The organism is Metabacillus sp. KJ11-3 (genome assembly GCF_055808295.1).
This window is the reverse complement of the sequence record NZ_CM147865.1, coordinates 4,174,886-4,190,409: the sequence shown is the minus strand read 5'-3', so window position 1 is coordinate 4,190,409 and position 15,524 is coordinate 4,174,886. Positions and strand designations below refer to the sequence as shown.

At 36.8% G+C, this 15,524-nt stretch carries 17 protein-coding genes and 1 pseudogene; 15 read left to right on the top strand and 3 right to left on the bottom strand.

Annotated features, from left to right (window positions below):
- The first annotated feature begins 25 nt into the window (after window positions 1–25).
- The 5 genes and pseudogenes from AC0L8O_RS20855 (at window position 26) to AC0L8O_RS20835 (ending at window position 4,484) form a co-directional block, all read left to right on the top strand.
- On the top strand, window positions 26–937 hold the full coding sequence (locus AC0L8O_RS20855; RefSeq protein ID WP_473445068.1) for a diacylglycerol kinase: 912 nt from the start codon (window positions 26–28) through the stop codon (window positions 935–937).
- A 90-nt stretch (window positions 938–1,027) separates the two neighbouring features.
- Entirely contained in the window at window positions 1,028–2,416 is a 1,389-nt protein-coding gene (gene rlmD / locus AC0L8O_RS20850; protein WP_473445066.1) for a 23S rRNA (uracil(1939)-C(5))-methyltransferase RlmD, read from the top strand.
- A 277-nt stretch (window positions 2,417–2,693) separates the two neighbouring features.
- Window positions 2,694–3,657 (top strand): annotated as a pseudogene (locus AC0L8O_RS20845) (tRNA dihydrouridine synthase).
- Between the two features lie 183 nt (window positions 3,658–3,840).
- Entirely contained in the window at window positions 3,841–4,131 is a 291-nt protein-coding gene (locus tag AC0L8O_RS20840; RefSeq protein WP_473445064.1) for a hypothetical protein, read from the top strand.
- Window positions 4,132–4,226: 95 nt separating this feature from the next.
- Entirely contained in the window at window positions 4,227–4,484 is a 258-nt protein-coding gene (locus AC0L8O_RS20835) for a DUF2085 domain-containing protein (RefSeq protein WP_473445062.1), read from the top strand.
- 75 nt (window positions 4,485–4,559) lie between these two features.
- Here AC0L8O_RS20835 and tatC read toward each other — a convergent pair whose 3' ends face one another.
- The 3 genes from tatC to AC0L8O_RS20820 all read right to left on the bottom strand — a co-directional run bounded on the left by tatC (window position 4,560) and on the right by AC0L8O_RS20820 (window position 7,095).
- The gene (gene tatC / locus AC0L8O_RS20830; RefSeq protein WP_473445060.1) at window positions 4,560–5,309 is read right to left on the bottom strand and encodes a twin-arginine translocase subunit TatC; all 750 of its coding nucleotides are present in this window, start codon (window positions 5,307–5,309) and stop codon (window positions 4,560–4,562) included.
- 67 nt (window positions 5,310–5,376) lie between these two features.
- A complete protein-coding gene (locus AC0L8O_RS20825; RefSeq protein WP_026562244.1) occupies window positions 5,377–5,613 on the bottom strand; it encodes a twin-arginine translocase TatA/TatE family subunit in 237 nt (78 codons plus the stop codon).
- A 30-nt stretch (window positions 5,614–5,643) separates the two neighbouring features.
- Window positions 5,644–7,095 carry an alkaline phosphatase PhoX gene (locus tag AC0L8O_RS20820; RefSeq protein ID WP_473445058.1) on the bottom strand — a complete coding sequence of 484 codons (1,452 nt, stop codon included), beginning with the start codon at window positions 7,093–7,095 and terminating at the stop codon, window positions 5,644–5,646.
- Between the two features lie 705 nt (window positions 7,096–7,800).
- Between AC0L8O_RS20820 and AC0L8O_RS20815 the strand changes: the two genes are divergently transcribed.
- The 10 genes from AC0L8O_RS20815 to nikE all read left to right on the top strand — a co-directional run bounded on the left by AC0L8O_RS20815 (window position 7,801) and on the right by nikE (window position 15,413).
- Complete coding sequence (locus tag AC0L8O_RS20815; protein WP_026562242.1) at window positions 7,801–8,382, top strand: CalY family protein; 582 nt, start codon at window positions 7,801–7,803, stop codon at window positions 8,380–8,382.
- Between the two features lie 221 nt (window positions 8,383–8,603).
- Complete coding sequence (locus AC0L8O_RS20810; RefSeq protein WP_473445056.1) at window positions 8,604–9,167, top strand: TasA family protein; 564 nt, start codon at window positions 8,604–8,606, stop codon at window positions 9,165–9,167.
- 43 nt (window positions 9,168–9,210) lie between these two features.
- On the top strand, window positions 9,211–9,471 hold the full coding sequence (locus AC0L8O_RS20805) for a hypothetical protein (RefSeq protein ID WP_026562240.1): 261 nt from the start codon (window positions 9,211–9,213) through the stop codon (window positions 9,469–9,471).
- 13 nt (window positions 9,472–9,484) lie between these two features.
- The gene (gene sipW / locus AC0L8O_RS20800) at window positions 9,485–10,042 is read left to right on the top strand and encodes a signal peptidase I SipW (protein WP_473445053.1); all 558 of its coding nucleotides are present in this window, start codon (window positions 9,485–9,487) and stop codon (window positions 10,040–10,042) included.
- Between the two features lie 261 nt (window positions 10,043–10,303).
- Entirely contained in the window at window positions 10,304–11,932 is a 1,629-nt protein-coding gene (gene nikA, locus AC0L8O_RS20795; protein ID WP_473445050.1) for a nickel ABC transporter substrate-binding protein, read from the top strand.
- A 17-nt stretch (window positions 11,933–11,949) separates the two neighbouring features.
- Complete coding sequence (locus AC0L8O_RS20790) at window positions 11,950–12,429, top strand: ABC transporter permease (RefSeq protein ID WP_473445047.1); 480 nt, start codon at window positions 11,950–11,952, stop codon at window positions 12,427–12,429.
- The gene (locus AC0L8O_RS20785) at window positions 12,393–12,893 is read left to right on the top strand and encodes an ABC transporter permease subunit (RefSeq protein WP_473445045.1); all 501 of its coding nucleotides are present in this window, start codon (window positions 12,393–12,395) and stop codon (window positions 12,891–12,893) included. Before AC0L8O_RS20790 ends, AC0L8O_RS20785 begins: the two co-directional genes overlap by 37 nt.
- Window positions 12,890–13,723 carry a nickel ABC transporter permease subunit NikC gene (nikC, locus tag AC0L8O_RS20780; RefSeq protein WP_473445043.1) on the top strand — a complete coding sequence of 278 codons (834 nt, stop codon included), beginning with the start codon at window positions 12,890–12,892 and terminating at the stop codon, window positions 13,721–13,723. The genes AC0L8O_RS20785 and nikC overlap by 4 nt, the downstream gene beginning before the upstream one ends.
- A 16-nt stretch (window positions 13,724–13,739) precedes the next feature.
- A complete protein-coding gene (gene nikD, locus AC0L8O_RS20775) occupies window positions 13,740–14,570 on the top strand; it encodes a nickel import ATP-binding protein NikD (RefSeq protein ID WP_473445042.1) in 831 nt (276 codons plus the stop codon).
- A 24-nt stretch (window positions 14,571–14,594) separates the two neighbouring features.
- Complete coding sequence (gene nikE, locus AC0L8O_RS20770; RefSeq protein WP_473445040.1) at window positions 14,595–15,413, top strand: nickel import ATP-binding protein NikE; 819 nt, start codon at window positions 14,595–14,597, stop codon at window positions 15,411–15,413.
- Window positions 15,414–15,524 lie beyond the last annotated feature (111 nt).

The following is a 15,524-nucleotide window of genomic DNA, read 5'->3' as shown; positions in this document are numbered from 1 at the left end:
ATTTCATGAATATAGGATGATGTGTATGAAAAGAGCTAGAATTATTTATAATCCAACCTCGGGACGTGAGCTTTTTAAAAAGAATCTTCCAGAGGTATTACAAAAATTTGAACAAGCAGGCTATGAAGCGTCTTGTCATGCTACAACATGTGAAGGAGATGCCACAAAGGCAGCAAAAGCTGCATGTGAACGTGACTTTGACTTGATTGTCGCAGCTGGTGGAGATGGAACAATCAATGAAGTCGTGAATGGCGTGGCTGATCAAGAAAATCGCCCTACACTTGCCGTTATTCCAGTTGGAACAACAAATGATTTCGCGCGGGCTATCGGTATTCCGTTAAACAATGTGCTTCAAGCAGTTGAAGTCATATTAGCAGGAAAGGCTAAAAAAATTGATATTGGTAAAGTGAATGACCATTACTTTATTAATATTGCTGGTGGAGGTCGCCTGACAGAGCTTACCTATGAGGTTCCAAGTAAGCTAAAAACTATGGTAGGACAGTTGGCTTATTATTTAAAAGGAATGGAAATGTTGCCTTCCATTCGTCCTGCTGAGGTAGAAATTGAATATGATGGAAAGCTTTATGAAGGAGAAATCATGTTGTTTTTAGTATCTCTTACAAACTCAGTTGGCGGTTTTGAAAAGCTTGCACCAGATTCAAGATTGGATGACGGAATGTTTGATCTGTTAATTCTAAAAAAGACAAACTTGGCAGAATTTATCCGAATAGCCGGCTTAGCATTAAGAGGCGAGCATATTAATGATGAGCATCTTATCTATACAAAAGCGAACCGTGTTAAGGTACAAAATAAAGATAAAATGCAGCTCAATTTAGACGGTGAATATGGTGGATTACTGCCTGGAGAGTTCGTTAATATGTACCAGCATATTGATGTCATTATGTCAGCTGAAAAAGTAAAACAAATGGAAGAATAAGAAACTTGGCACAGGGTAAGAGCCAGGTTTTTTACTTTCATTGTACTATGATAAAATAGTGTAAATTATTGTACGTAAAGGAAGAACGACATGTCAAAAATTCAAGTACCTGTTGCAAAAAACGAATACTACGATGTTACCTTTGAGGATTTAACACATGAAGGCGCAGGAGTTGCTAAAGTGGATGGCTTTCCTATCTTTGTTGAAAATGCTCTGCCAGACGAAAGAGCAAAAATAAAAGTCATCAAGGTAAAAAAAGGTTTTGCCTTTGGTCGATTAATTGAAACGTATGAACAAAGTAAACATCGTACAAATGCACCCTGTCCCATTTATTCACAATGTGGAGGCTGTCAGCTTCAGCATCTTAGTTATGAAGGGCAACTCGACTTCAAGAAAAAACAAGTGGAACAGGTCTTAACACGAATTGGAAAACTGGATTTAACAAAAGTTCATGTACATCCTACATTAGGAATGAACGACCCCTGGAACTATCGAAACAAAGCACAGGTCCCTATTGGTGAACGTGAAGGTGGACTTGTAGCGGGCTTTTATCAGAAAAGAAGCCATGACATTATCGATATGGAAAGATGTCTCATTCAGCAAGCGGAAAATGATGATATTGTACAAGCTGTAAAGAGTATATGTGAAACCTATGGAATCCGGGCATATAACGAGGAAAAGCACAAAGGCTGGCTGCGTCATATTATGGTTCGCTATGGCCATATTACAAAGGAAATGATGGTTGTATTTGTCACAAAAACAGCAGATTTTCCTCATAAGAATGATATTTTAAAGGAAATAACAACTAAATTTCCACAAGTAAAATCAATCGTACAAAACATTAATAACAAGCGAACCAATGTTATCTTTGGTGACGAGACGAAGGTGCTTTGGGGAGAGGAATATATTTACGATAAAATTGGTGACGTGAAGTTTGCCATTTCAGCCAGATCTTTCTATCAAGTAAATCCGGAACAAACAAAAGTCTTATATGACAAAGCTCTTGAATATGCCGGTTTAACGGGTGAAGAATCTGTCATCGACGCCTATTGTGGAATCGGGACAATTTCATTGTTTCTGGCTCAAAAAGCAAAGCGGGTTTTTGGTGTAGAAATTGTACCTGAAGCAATTGAAGATGCGAAGAGAAATGCCGATCTGAATGGAATGACAAATGCTGAGTTTGCTGTTGGTGAAGCGGAGGTTGTTATTCCGGAATGGTACAAGCAAGGGAATACAGCAGATGTCATTGTTGTGGATCCTCCTCGTAAGGGCTGTGATGAGGCACTGTTGAAGACCATTATAGAGATGAAGCCTAAACGGGTTATTTATGTGTCTTGTAATCCCGGTACGTTGGCAAGGGATTTGCAGGTGCTTGAGTTAGGCGGGTATGAAACGGTTGAAGTGCAGCCTGTTGATATGTTTCCGCATACGACACATGTTGAAGTTGTGACGAACTTGAAATTGAAAATGTCTACCTAAAAGTCCGACTCTGTTCTCGTGAAAATACTTTTGCGATTTCGGGGTCTTTTTCCTGTTAAAACCATGCCAATACAGTGTTCTCCCAATTTTCTAATCAGTTTTTTATCAAAACTTTATTTTAACTCTATTAGTGGAATGCTAGTTGATAGGGTGGATTTCCACAGTTTGATAAAAAGTGCTTTAGCATGGTATAAGTGTAATTGGACATATTGCTTTTTATTCTTGGGATAAGGGTTTTACCTTGATATCCCGTAATGAAAGGATTTGAAATTTGAAGATGATAGATAATTTTTGGCGTGAATTACCACGACCTTTTTTTATATTAGCACCAATGGAAGAAGTGACGGATGTTGTTTTTCGTCATGTAGTGAGTGAAGCAGCAAGACCTGATGTGTTTTTTACAGAGTTTACAAATTCGGAGAGTTATTGTCATCCAGAGGGAAAAAAGTGTTCGTGGTCGTTTGACTTTTACAGAGGATGAACAACCGATTGTAGCCCATATATGGGGGGACAAGCCTGAATACTTTAGGCAAATGAGTATTGGTATGGCGGAACTTGGGTTTAAGGGAATCGATATCAACATGGGTTGTCCTGTGCCTAATGTGACGCAACATGGAAAGGGAAGTGGTCTTATCCTCCGTCCGGAAGTTGCTGCTGAATTAATACAAGCAGCAAAAGCAGGAGGATTGCCTGTCAGTGTAAAGACAAGGCTTGGATTCACGGAAGTAGACGAATGGCACGACTGGCTGGCACACATATTGAAACAAGATATTGCGAATCTTTCCATCCATCTACGTACAAGAGACGAAATGAGCAAAGTACCTGCTCATTGGGAGCTAATTCCGGAAATTAAGAAACTTCGTGACGAGGTGGCACCAGATACACTCATAACGATTAATGGGGATATCCCAGACTACCAAACTGGCTTAAGGCTTGCCCAGCAATACGGTATTGATGGAGTTATGATTGGGCGTGGTATTTTCCATAATCCATTTGCTTTTGAAAAAGAGCCGAAAGAACATAGCAGTGAGGAGTTGCTTGATCTCTTAAGACTGCATATGGATCTTCATGATCAATATTCAGGTTTAGAGCTGCGTCCGTTCACGGCTCTTCATCGATTTTTTAAGATCTATGTCAAAGGTTTTCGAGGGGCAAGTGAATTAAGAAATCAATTAATGAGTACAAAGTCAACAATGGAAGTGCGTGCATTGCTTGATAACTTTGGATCAAAAGAATCTTGATGGCATTGGAACAGTAATTCTCGTGCACAAATAGTTGTAACATAACTCACTTTTAACAAAGGCAACGAACCTAATTCCAGGTTGTTGCCTTTTAATCTTTCTTAAATTTATAAACTGGAATACTGCTAAATATTTCAAATGATTTTATAATAGAAGTAAACAATTACTATGTTGGAGGAAACTATGTTTTTCATTGGTCTAACTGTATTTCTAATCTTGCTTATAGCGGGTATTGTTCTTCTTATAGAAGCTTCTTATTTGATTGGAAGTATTTTATTAGGATCAGCCATTATTTTATTGATTTTTTTAATTAGGTATTATCGCAAAAGAAGTCATAAGAAAGAAAACAGTAGTTCGGACTGTTTAGATTGTAACTCATCAGCAATGAATTGTCCTGATTTCTCCTCGATGAAAAAAATGGATTGTGATTGCGATGGAAATAAAGGCTTTGATTGTGACTGCAGCCCAAATTAATTGTCAGCATGGGAGGAAAAACAATGAATGAAATTTTATATATAATCCCATGTCATCGTATGCCTGAGAGGTGTTTGCATTTTAAGGGGAAACCTATGCGTCTTTGTGCTAGATGCTTTGCCATGTTGCTTGGCTATATGTGCACTCCGGTTGTTGTAGCTATTCATATGGTTCTTCCTTTTTGGATTCCAATTATTATGGCAATTCCACTATTAATTGATGGATTTACACAAAAATGGGGCTGGAGGCTAAGTTCAAACTCTATTCGTTTTATAACTGGAATTCTATTTGGTATCGGTCAATCAATCTTAATATCAACTATTGTTTGGACTATTGCCCAGTATGTTAATTGAATAAAGAAATATTGCTTCTTATATGCATCAGGTGCAATCAATCATCAGAGGGGAGTATCCCCAGCTGATGATTGATCACACTTTAAAAGCCGTATCATTAGGAGAGACATTCGCTTCTGATGCTAGTCTTTTTCGAAAAACAACTTTGCTTAAGGTAACACTCAATTCGTACAAAAGCAGCAAAGGAATAATAACTAGAACGTCTGATATAAAATCAGGAGGGGTAATTAAAATCGAAATAACAATTAGAGAAAAATAGGAGATTTTCCGCGCCTTTACTAGTTTTTTTGGATTAATAATTCCTAACTTTGTTAAAAACATGATAACCGCAGGCATTTCAAATAAAAAACCGAAAGGTATTGTCAGATTAAACATAAACTGAAAGTATTTTTCAGCTGTAAAGAAAGTTGCAAATTGATCATCTATGAGTCCTGTTAAAAATGAGAGGACAATTGGAAACAAAATTAGGTAACCAAATGCAATTCCGATAATGAATAGGAAAAATAAGGATGGAATAAAGGCTAAAGAGTGTTTTTGTTCCTCTTTAGTAAGGGCAGGTTTGACAAACTGCCATATTTGGAATGCTGCAATCGGAATCGTGGCAGCAATAGCCATTACTCCAGCAATCATCATGTAAATCCAGATAATATCCCCAGGCCCCAGTAAAGCTAACTTTCCATCAAGATCTTTCACTAAAAATTGATAAATATCTTTCACAAAAATAAAAGCTATTATAAAGGAAAGAATAAAAGAAATACTTGTGATGATTAGGCGTTTACGTAATTCATCTAAATGGTCAATGAGTTTCATTTTAGTTTCTTCCATAAATAAACTCCTTTTACAAGTGAACGATGTAGGCAGATTTAAAGTATGCCTACATCGTTCAGTGTGTTTAACTACCGGTCTTACTATCTGTTTTCTCAATTCCGACTAGCTTATTTTTTTCTTTCGTAGAATTCTTTTGTTCTTGATCATTATCTCCGTTTACCAGATCGTTGGTTGCTTTTTTAAATTCTTTTAATGTGCTTCCGAAAGCTCGTCCGATTTCAGGTAATTTGGAAGGACCAAAAATAATCAAAGCGATGACTAGAATGAGAATAAGGCCCGGTATTCCAATGTTTGATAACATTTTTTCACCTCCAGATGAATTTTGGTCTGGTTAAAGAATAGGCATTCCATGACGCTCTAGTGCTGCTGCTTCTAAACGGGACATTCCTTGCTCTTCAGCAAAAGAGAGAAGCTTGTCAGAAACAGCAGGTGCTAAAGATTCTGGTGGTGCGGCAAGTCCCATTGCACGTTGGCGTGCAGTATTTCTGCGGGCGAAAGGTCCCCAGATCGCAAAGGTAATCCCAGGTGTTTGCATATTAACAAAGAACGTTTTTCCATCTGGTGAAAATGTAGGTCCTGCGAACTCAGAGCCGTTCATCATATTTTCTGCAAATGTATAAATAGTGCCTTCCGGTGTTAATCCGACGATGCGGTCATTTCCGCCGCCATCTTCGGCAATCCAAAGGTCCCCCCATGGAGTGATCGTGATATTGTCAGGCATTTCTAATTCATTTTTTGCAGTAGATTCATAGAAAAGCTCAAGTGTATTTGTCGCAGGGAAATAGCGATACACACGGCCAAGTTCTTTAGAGCCGGCACTTGTGTCATCAAACCAAAATGTTCCTGCAGAAAAATAAGCTCCTTCTAAGCGGCTAAATTGAATACAGCCTAAATCCTTGGCATCCTGCTGAGCACGCTCCGGGTTTAATTTTTTCCAGACGATACCAAACTTTTGTCCGCTGTTTAGCTGACTAGGTGAAGAAGTAGAAATTTCATCAATCGCTGCAGCTTCAAGAATTCCACCCTTTTGAAGTGAACCAAGCGTTTGGCTGCGGTCATGCGGAGTAAAACGATACAGGAAGCTTGGGCTGCTATCTTCTGTTAAATACCAAATACCGGTTGAGGGATCCACAGCGCATGCTTCATGTGAGAAATAGCCCATATCACGAATAGGTGTTTTCGACATTTCGTTCTCAGGATCTAGAGGATTTACTTCAAATACAAAGCCATGACCTAATTCTCGTGTTTCTTCACACGTTAACCAAGTGCCCCATGTAGAAGCGCCACCAGCACAGTTACGGATTGTTCCTGAGTTGCTTACATACTCATCAATGACTTCCCGGTCAGGTGTCACAATCAGAGTTGTCGTACCGCCAGCAGCTCCTTTGCTCCAAGGGTTTTTTCCGTTTACAGGAAAATCAGAGTTTGTTCCATTCTCATGGTTACGGACAAGGATTGTCGTATTTTTCTCACCCTTATATGCGGCCATTCCATCAAGCATAGCAGGAACCAAGTCTCCGTTAGGCATTGGATCTCCTGTTTTTGAAATGATTCGATATTGAAACCCTCTTGGAAGATCAAGAATTCCATTCGGATCCTTTACTAAAGGACCAAACCCTTCAAATCCACTGGTTGCTTTTCTTGAATTACTTGCTGCTGCAACACTCTCAGGTCCTCCTGTTAATGACAATACTCCCGTTGCTCCTAGTGTTAATGCGACAGTACTCATTCCACCGACTTTTAAGAAATCACGTCTGTTCAGTTCGTTTTTCCCCAAATTCACCACATGTTCCTCCCTATTATTTTTATGAGGATGTATCATCTATGAAACTAGCTCTAGTAGAAAAGTTAACAGGAAATTATAAAGGGTATGTTAATTTAATGTAATTTCCTAAAAAATCTATGAACATGTTCCTAAAGTATGTAGTAATGGAAGATAAAGGATAAGTTGAATTAGTCATTTAGTCGTAATGAATCCATGTTAATTCATTATTACGTACCCTAGTAGGGAAAAAGAGAGGGATGAAGTACTAAGTATTTAGTATAGGTAAGATAAAATGATCCATGAAAAATATTAATGCTTTATTAAAAATGTAAAGGCTATGTGAATAAACAACAACTTTTGAGAAAACAGTCTATTTGAAAGTAAATTTAATGTAAATATTGTTTACTGAAAATTAACATAAAATGGAACAAATTATGGTATTTGGAGAAAATAGAAGGAAACTGGAGAAACTTGTCTCTAAAATAAATAATTGTCAATTTATGAGGTTTTTCAAGTGAAAATAGATTTCTTTATAATGCAGGTGTGTTGTTCTTTATTTTGCTTATAGATTCTTAAAAAAGAACAATGGTTCACTAATCGTTATCAAAAGGAAGGGAGCTCACTCACCGTACACCTAGAGGCAGATGTCAATTAGTTGAGATGGAAATGGTAGATTTGATCGTGTCTTTAGAATTCTTAATATGATTATGGGGAGGAAATGAAATGAGTATTAAGAGTAAATTAGGTTTAGGTGTAGCAACAGCGGTTTTGGGGATGGGATTGATCGGTGGAGGTACGTTTGCCTATTTTAGTGATACAGCAGAAGCTAGTAACACTTTTGCCGCAGGTACGTTAGATCTCGCAGTAGATCCTGAAGTAATTATTGATGTGGATGACTTAAGTCCAGGGAGTTGGATGATTCGTGCTTTTGATTTAGTAAACAATGGATCGCTTGACATTTCTGAAGTTCTTTTATCGACAAGCTATGAGGTCGAAGATGCAAAAGGTGACAATACAGATGATTTTGGTAAACATATTCGAGTGAATTTTCTTGAAAACAGTGATAAGAGTGAAGAATATGGCCCTAATGATATTATTTTTTCAACAACTCTATATGAATTGCAACAAATGACTCCGGATGCTGTTGAGAAAAACGTAATTGGATTTGAAAATGAAGGTAGTGGATTGCCGGCTGGTACGCAAGACACAATGTATGTTGAGTTTGAATTTGTGGATAACGGTGAAGATCAAAATCAATTTCAAGGGGACAAACTAAGTCTCAAATGGGCTTTCGAGGCTAGATAATATTTTTATTTAAGTAGAAAGGGAGAGAAGCATATTCTCTCTCTTCTACTATTTTTATACTAACAGAAAGTATATGTATTTTAAGGATGATAGTATAAAAAAACTAAGCTTTCGCCATTAGGACTTGGCGACAAGCCAAGCTTTTCTAATCTTAAAATACTATGAGTCTAGTATTCATCATGAGATTCAAAGTGAAAATCTTATGTTTGGAGGAACTAAAAATGAGTCTTAAACGAGATATAGCATTAAGTTTCGCAACAGCAGCACTAGGGTTAACATTCATATCCGGAGGTACTGTTGCTTATTTTAATGATACAAAATTAGCAAATAATACGTTTACAACCGGATTATTAGAGCTTGGGATGAATAAAAATACCGTTATCCAAGTTGAAGACATAGTGCCGGGGGATACAATGCATGGTAATTTTGTCCTTACTAATGATGGAACAGTTAATATAAAAGAAATCATTTTACATTCTTCCTATGAAGTCGTGGATAAGGGGAAGTCAAATCAAGATGATGATTTAGGTGATCATATAAAAGTGAAGTATTTATATAATGTAAACACTAGGGAAAGAGTTATTGTCGAGAAAACGTTATCTGAATTAAAAGATAATCCCCAGCAAATTTTGAAAGAACTTCCTGTTGGAAGTAAAGAAGAGAAGTTTGCCGTTCAATTTCAATTTATCGATAACGGTGAAGATCAAAATCATTTTCAAGATGATGAATTATTACTCAATTGGAATTTTGAAGCTGTACAAAGAGATGGGGATCCTGACCTCTAAAAGAGAACAACTAAGTTTGAAATGAAGCAAGGTGGAGATCGTTTTGAAGAGTTACCAAACTATAGTAATTATAAAAATAATGCTTATATGGTATTTACTGTTAGTGTCAGCTGGATTATTAACAACAAGTACTGGTGCATATTACAGTAATCAAAAAGAAGCAAACGGAAGTATGACCATTGGTACTTGGGAAAGTGAACATGAAAAAGAAAAAATGGAGAAAGAGATTGAAAGAGCTAAGGAAATTGGAGAAGAGCAAGAAATTCAGTTAGAAAGTGCTGCTGAACATACTACTGATGAATAGGAGGGAGATTGAGATGGAATTTTTAAAATGGGTGAATCGTATGGTTACGTGTATATTGGTGCTTTTACTAGTGAGTGTAGCAGGACTCGTGCTTTCCACAAAACTTACGAATGGCGAACCATCGGTATTTGGCTACCAATTAAAAACAGTACTGTCGGGGTCAATGGAACCAGGGATTCAAACAGGATCAGTTATTGCTGTGAAGTCAGTTAACGAAGAGGAAAGGGAAAACCTCCAAAAAGGGGATGTTATTACTTTTATAGAAGAGAATAGACTTGTTACCCACCGAATAGTTGAAGTTATACAGACAGACAGGCATATTCAATATTTGACCAAGGGGGATCATAATAATGCGCCAGATACAAACCCTGTTTTAGCTGAAAATGTTGAAGCAGTGTACAATGGATTTACGATTCCTCTTTTGGGTTATTTCATAAATTTTGCACAATCTCCAAATGGGAGTATTTTGTTTATGATCATACCTGGTATTTTGTTACTAGGGTACTCTATATGGACTATATGGAAAACGTTGAGACATTTAGAAGATAAATATAAAAACAACCCAATCTAAATAAAAGATTGGGTTGTTTCAGTGTTCGGTTTAATTATTCATCTACCAATTATTCTAGCCTATATTGTCTCAATACTCGTCTCTCGCAGAATAAAGAGGATTTCTGCCTATGGGTTAATTACAGAATAGATTAAATGGTGATTTATAGTTATTAAATATAGTTTGGTGAATTTAATGAATAATTTGAAATAATATTGACATTAACCTGTTAAGACTTTATATTGAAAACAGTTCTCATTATCAATTAAAGGAGCAAGTTAAATGTCAAACATATTAAATAAAAAACAATCTTTATTTACGTTTGTAATCGTGCTAATTCTATCCCTATCTTTACTAGGGTGTTCAAGTGAATCAATAAATAATTCGGGAGATTCTTCAAGTGAAAGTGAAAATATACTTACTTTTGCTTGGCCTAGAGATATCGGTGATTTAAATCCACACCTTTATAATCCATCTCAATTATTTGCTCAATCTATGGTATTTGAACCATTAGTTAGTTACCAGGAAGATGGTGAATTAAAGCCCCATTTGGCTGAATCGTGGGAAATTTCAGATGATGGAAGAGAATATATTTTTAACTTGCGTCAAAATGTGAAGTTTTCTGATGGCACAGTTTTTAATGCTCAAGTTGTGAAAAAGAACTTTGATGCTATTTTAAATAATATAGATTTACACAGTTGGTTAGGATTTATTCCGAAGGTTGCTCAAACAGAGGTAGTAGATGAGTATACATTTAAATTAACATTAACAGAACCTTATTATCCTACTATTCAGGAGTTAGCTGTTGTTCGGCCAGTTCGATTTTTAGGAGAAGCAGGTTTCCCTGAAGATGGAGACACATCTAAGGGAATAACAACACCGGTCGGTACAGGACCATGGGTATTGGATGAATATAAAGTAGATGAATATGCTATTTTTAAACGTAATGAAAATTATTGGGGTGAACTACCAAAAGAAGAGAAGATTAAAGTAAAAGTCATTCCAGATGCTGAAACACGTGTACTTGCTTTTGAAAAAGGCGAGTTAGATCTTGTATATGGTGAGGGTGTGATCAGTTTAGATTCCTTTAAACAACTAGAATCGACAGGTTCCTATGAAACTAGTATTTCTGAACCAATTGCTACTAGACAATTAGTTATGAATACAAACAAGGAACAGCTATCCGATATACGTGTTCGTCAAGCATTGCATTATGGGTTTAATAAAGAAGCAATGGTCGAGGGAGTGACATCTGGATTAGAAGAGAAGGCTGACTATATTTTACCTACTAACTTCCCTTACACTTCAAATGTCAGGGCAACCACGGTTAATTATGATAGTGAAAAAGCGAAACAATTATTAGATGAAGCAGGCTGGAAGTTACCTAAAGGAAAAGACATTCGTGAAAAAGATGGCCAACCACTTGAAATTGAATTAATGTATAACTCTGCTGAATCAATTCAAAAAACAATGGCAGAAACATTACAATCTGAGTGGGCGGGGATAGGTGTAAAATTAAATATTGCCGGAGTAGAGCTCACGACTCAAGTAGAAAGATTTAAAGCGAATGAGTTTGATATGAATTTCTTTAGCAATTATGGCGCTCCATATGATCCACATACTTTTGTAAATATCATTGCAACAGAGGGGTTCGGATTTAGGGAATCTATTTCGGCTTATCCGAATAAAGCGGAGTTGCTGACCCAAATAGCTGAAGTTCAACAAACCACCGATGAAAATGAGCGTCAAAACCTTTACACAGAAATATTGGGTTCACTACAAGAACAAGGGGCAATCGTACCAATCTCTTATATTAAGCAAGTAGCAATCTATCAAAAGAATGTTTCTAATTTCACATTCCCTGCTAATCGAGATGAACATCCATTCACAGGTATTAGTATCGAGAAGTAAGCGTTAGGAGATTTATTATGGGCACTTATATCCTGAAAAGAATTATAACAATCATTCCTATATTCCTTTTAGCTACTTTATTAACATTTGGTATGATTCACTTATCACCGGTGGATCCCGCTGAAGCATATTTAACTGCTGCACATATCCAACCAACAGAAGAAATACTTGCCCAAAAAAGACATGAGTTTGGCTTAGATCGACCGCTTCTAGTTCAATATATGAACTCCATTGTAAAGATTAGCCAACTTGATTTTGGAACCTCTTTTGTATCAAATAAACCCGTATGGGAAGAGGTTTCTTCTCGAATACCAGCGACCATTCAATTAACTATAGGCAGCATCATCATCGCGATCTTAGTTAGTGTTCCTCTTGGATTTTTAGCGGGTATCAAAAAGAACAGTGGAATCGACCATTTCAGTCGATTCCTCTCATTTTTAGGGGCTTCCATCCCTTCTTTTTGGCTTGGATATTTATTGATTTTTTCTTTTCTGTAAAACTTGATCTTTTTCCAGTTGAAGGGATCGGAACATGGAAACATTTGATTTTACCTTCCATCACGTTGGCTTTACCTTTAATTGCGTTATATACCCGGCTGTTACGTGCAAGTGTTCTTGAAAACTTACAAGAACCATATGTTCTTTTTGCACGGACGAGAGGAATTCATGAAAGAGTCATAATGGGAAAACATGTGTTAAGAATGGCCATTTCTCCTATGATTACAGGACTTGGAATGAATATAGGTAAACTAATGACTGGAGCAATTATTGTAGAGGCAGTCTTTTCCTGGCCGGGATTTGGCCGTTATTTCATTGAGGCTACATTTAATCGTGATGTTCCTGTTATTCAATGCTATGTGCTATTGGCTGCCGGGTTATTCTTAATAAGTAATTTGGTTGTAGATATTATCCAAATGTATATTGACCCACGTATTTCAAGAAAAGGAAGGCAACACGAATGATTGCGAAGTTACGGGATAATTTTAAAAGTAAAAAAACGATTGTTATTTGTTCTCTTATCATGCTTGTGTTATTTTTTATCACACTCTTTGCTCCCTGGCTTGCACCTAATGATCCCATTGCGGTTAATTTAGCTCATAAACTTCAGTCGCCTTCTTTGAATTACCCTTTAGGAACAGATCACTTAGGTCGATGTACGTTATCCCGTATTTTATACGGAGCTCGGATTTCGCTTGGGTTTGCTACATTGATATTTATTTCCTCATTAAGCATCGGTTTAGTGGTTGGGATCATTGCTGGGTTCAAAGGTGGTTGGGTGGACCAGTTATTAATGAGGTTGGGCGATGGTGTGATGGCATTTCCAAGTCTTTTGCTAGTACTTGGGTTAGTCGGTATTTGGGGAGCGGGTCTTAAACAAGTGGTATTAGCATTAATTCTCGTCCAATGGGTCTATTATGCAAGGGTAATTCGAGGACTTGTCTTAAGCCTTAAAGAACAAAATTATATTGCTGCAGCCAAAATAAGTGGTTCTTCTCAATGGAAGATTATGAAGAAACATATTATTCCAAATGTACTTCCACCGATAGCTGTAATGGGAACATTGGAAATGGGATGGGCGATTATGGATTTATCTTCTATGTCCTTTCTGGGGTTAGGTGTGCAACCACCTACACCGGAATGGGGGGCAATGATTCATGAAGGGAAGTCATATATAAGAACGAATCCTACCTTAATGATTTATCCGGGCTTAATGATCTTGTTAGTGGTCGTTACCTTTAACTTATTAGGAGAAGCACTATCAGAACGATTTGGAATTAAACGTCGACAGTGAAAAGGATTGTTGAATAATGGAGATAAATAATTCAGATATTCTACATGTAAAAGACTTGCATGTAAAAGTAAGAACCGCGGATGGTGTAGTAACACTTGTTCAAGATGTAAATTTCGAAATGAAAAGAGGCCATATTCTTGGTCTTGTTGGGGAAAGTGGTAGTGGAAAAACCGTTACTAGCATGTCAATTTTACAGTTGCACGATAGAAAAAATATGAATATCGAAGGAAGTATTACATTGCAGGGTAAGGAATTGAATGGATTAGGTAATAAAGAAATGCAAAAAATACGAGGGAAGGATATTGCCTTTATTATGCAAAATCCGATGAATTCTTTTACCCCCGTTTTTACAATTGGCCAACAGTTTGTTGAAACGATTCAAACTCACACCTCATTAAAGAAAAAGCAGGCTAAGGAGCTTGTTATTGATGTGATGAAGCGAGTCAATTTGCCTGATCCTGATAAATTATTAAAAAGTTATCCTTTCCAATTGAGTGGCGGGATGCTCCAAAGAGTGATGATTGCTATGGCTGCGTGCTTACATCCTTCCCTTATTATTGCTGATGAGCCAACTACAGCACTCGATCCTCATAACCAATTAATCGTCCTTCGGCTATTAGATAAAATTCGATCTGAATATGGAACATCTATTTTACTCATTTCTCATGACCTTGGAGTTATTTCTGAAATGGCAGATGATGTAATTGTAATGAAACATGGAAGAATAGTAGAGAGCGCCAATGTGATTGAATTATTTGATAACCCACAGCATGAATATACAAAAAAGCTGTTAAGAACAAGGCCAACCTTATACTTACAAAAACATCCTTATACCTATATGGTGTGATTACGAATTCAAGGAGGGATAACAATGAGCTTATTAGATGTAAAGCAAATAAATCATAGCTATCATTCTAACAGGTTTTTTAAATGGAAAGAAACATCAAAAAAAGCGCTTGTTGATATTTCCTTTTCTATTGAAGAAGGATCATGTTTAGGATTACTTGGTACAAGTGGTGCGGGGAAAAGTACGTTAGGAAAAGTAATACTTGGCATGCAACGTCCAGAGCAAGGTCAGGTGTTGTTTCAAGGGCATGATATTTATAAGATGGATAAGCTTACTCGTCAAAAACTACGTCGAGATCTTCAAGTTGTTTTTCAAGATTCCTATTCCTCAGTTAATCCCCGAATGACAGCTGAACAAATAATAAGCGAGCCGCTAGAGAACTATGAAAAGCTGACCATGGGAGAGCAAAAGAGAAGAGTTGGAGAGTTAATGGAAAGAGTTGGCCTAAGTGAAAGGGATATGAAAAAATATCCACATCAATTTAGCGGTGGTCAATTACAAAGGATTAATATTGCCAGAGCAATCGCTCTTAAGCCAAAGTTAATCGTCCTGGATGAATCAGTTAGTAGCTTGGATATGGTTACACAAAGCTTAATCTTAGATTTGTTAAAAGAACTAAAAGAAGATTTTGGATTATCTTATTTATTTATTACCCATGATATCAAGGCAGCTTTTACAATCTCAGATCGATTGGGTGTTTTAGAAAAAGGAGAGTTAATTGAACTTTACGATTCAAAAGATCAGTTTTTTTACTCGAAAAATCCCGTCGTATTACAAATGAGGGAATCTATTCTTGCTGAACACCCACGCTTTCGTTCAATTTCAAAAAGTGAAATTAAATAGGCAATGAAATTTTTAATTGTGTTGATGTAGACTCTGGATTAGGCCACTCCATTATGGAAGTGGTCTTTTTTAAAAGTTAACTTGTGTTCCATTTTTTTACTTCATGTAGCC